The following is a 2477-nucleotide window of genomic DNA, read 5'->3' on the forward strand; positions in this document are numbered from 1 at the left end:
AGCGCCAGCGACAAGGCCAGCAACGTAACGCGCAGCGGCATCAGTGGCGGTGCCGTCGTCATCACCGACGACGCCGAACAGCAGAAACGCACGGGTCAGAACGCCGAACAAACCGTCGCCAGCCTCAACCGCGACGTGTCCAGTGATCGCAACGGCAGCAACTCGCTCAAGCCGATCTTCGACGAAGACGAAGTCCGCGCCGGTTTCGAGATCGTCACTGCGTTCTCCAACGAAGCCAGCACCTTCCTTGCCAATAAGGCGCGGGAAGCGGACCTCAAGCGACAACAGTCCAAAAAGCTGCAGGAGCAAGCTGATAAAACCCGTGGCTTGAGCGATACCGAGCGCATGCTCTTGCAGAACAGTGCAAGGCAACTGGCGGCAGAAGCCAACGACATCTGGGGCGCAGGCGGCACATACCGACAAATCACCACCGCACTGATCGGTGCAGCCGGCGGCAACATCAGCGCCGGCAACGCCGCGTTCGTGCAAAGCCTGGTGGTCAATTACGTCCAGCAACGCGGCGTAGGCTACATCGGCGACCTTGTAGCAAATGGCGAACTGACCGAAGGCTCCCCACTGCACGCCGCCCTGCATGGCATCGTCGCCTGCGCGGGCGCCGCCGCCAGCAGCCAAAGCTGCGGCAGCGGTGCCGCAGGCGCAGCGGCGTCCAGCCTGCTGACCGGTTTGTTCTCGCAAAGCAGCCCGGACGAAAGCGAAGAACAACGCGAAACCAAACGTAACCTGATCGTCAGCCTGGTGACCGGGCTGGCGGCGACCAGTACTTCCATCGCCCCGACTGCCGCCAGTACAGCGGCAGGGGCGGCGGTGGATAACAATTGGTTGGCGACGCAGCAGGACGTGCAGTCTAGAAAGGAATACGAAGCCGCAAAAGGAATGATTGCCAAAGCTCAGGTATTTGGCAAGTGGTTAGCCATCAGCGGCAGACAGGAAATCCTGACCCGGTACGGGATTGGCAAAGGTCTGGCGGAGTCCGGCTGGAATGACATCACGGGCCTTGCCGAGTTCGCGATGCACCCCATTGATGGCCTCAATGGCTTGGGCAAACTGATCAGCGACCCGGAGGTCAGAGCGCAGCTTGGTTATAGCGTCGTTAACGAATTCAACGGCAGGATAGACACGATCAAAAACGCCCTGGAAGTAGGCGGCGACGACAACGCTGAAGCGATGGGCAAGGCCATGGGCGAACTGGCCTGGCAAATCGGCACCGCCGTTACAGGAGTGGGGGGAGCGGCGTCAGGCGGTGTGAAGCTGGCCAAAGCAGGGATCAAGGTAGGCGGCGAGCAGCTTGAAAAGCTGGCTGAGGCCGCTAGACTTGAGAAGATTACGAAAGCCGAAGCTGTACGCAACCGTGTTGTAGGCGCTATTGCAGATAGCCAGGAGGCAAGTGCTAGCTCCAAATTCGGGCAGTTTGCTAAAACTGAGGCTGAGCTTCGGGGGGCTCAACGTGTAAAGTCGGCGACTGAAATACCGATTGTAAAAGTTAAAACTGAAAATGCAGTTAAGGGTACTCCAGAATACGAGCTGCTTAATAACCCGAGTGCACGAGCTGCAAATACACGGTATGAGCTTGATAATGGGAAATCCTTCACAACCAACAGCGCAGGTCAGGTTGAAGAGTTGACCTTTATCCCTGTGAATGAAAAAATCCCTCGCGACTCTAGGCAAACAGAGATGGGCCATCAGGGCCGAGACACTGATGTGGTTGGTCATGCTCAAGCTTGCAGCCAAGGCGGAACATGTGACGGCTACAACCTTTTCCCGCAAGATAAAAACTTCAATAATTCAGCCTATAAAGTTTTCTATGAAAATATCATCAAAAAGGCTCTGGACGACTCGACGAAGACGGTTGGCCCAACCACAATCAAATTCAACAGATCAACTGCGGACTCTATTAGATCTGACACTTTATCAGTCACCTATACCATTGATGGCAGGACCAGAACAAGTATTTTCAAAAATGAATCCAGCAAGCCTTGAAAGGAACACACATGATTACCGAAGATTTTGCATTAATTAAAGAAATATTTTCCATTATTGATAACGGAATTATCGACGGCTATGATCGTTTTCGTTACGAGGTGGTAGTAGGAAAAGGATTCATAGACACAGAGTTACTTGTCGAAAAGGATGGAGTGGAGACTACCAACGCCCGGACAGATATGGACGATACACGGCTGTATGAGTTGGTAGATAAGCTTAAGCATAGCGCTGAGCAACGCGGTGAAGATTGGGTTTCATTCGTGATTTCATATAAACATGGAGAGCAAGTCAGTACAGAATTCAAGTACCCTGACAACTGAGATGCTCATAGAAATACAGTTTATTTAGGGAAGGTCTAAAGTAGACATTGATTTTTGATGCCCCTCATGGCCTGATTTTTAAAAAAGCTCGCCCGATCAGATAATCAGACTTTTCCCGCTTTTAACTCGATACCCAGATCAAAGGCGCGGTGGCGA

At 53.1% G+C, this 2477-nt stretch carries 1 protein-coding gene and 1 pseudogene; both read left to right on the forward strand.

All coding sequences use genetic code 11. The features are described 5' to 3' along the window. Positions 1–1998: pseudogene (locus GE543_RS26930) on the forward strand (hypothetical protein); the annotation flags it as partial. 11 nt (positions 1999–2009) lie between these two features. Continuing rightward, on the forward strand, positions 2010–2321 hold the full coding sequence (locus GE543_RS26935) for a hypothetical protein (protein WP_032699403.1): 312 nt from the start codon (positions 2010–2012) through the stop codon (positions 2319–2321). Positions 2322–2477: the final 156 nt, after the last annotated feature.

The organism is Pseudomonas sp. SZ57, from assembly GCF_009495975.1.
Taxonomy (GTDB): Bacteria; Pseudomonadota; Gammaproteobacteria; order Pseudomonadales; family Pseudomonadaceae; genus Aquipseudomonas; species Aquipseudomonas syringae.

Coding starts and splice junctions, on each gene's coding strand:
- GE543_RS26935 (WP_032699403.1), top strand. CDS start 2,010: ATGATTACCGAAGATTTTGCATTAATTAAAGAAATATTTTCCATTATT.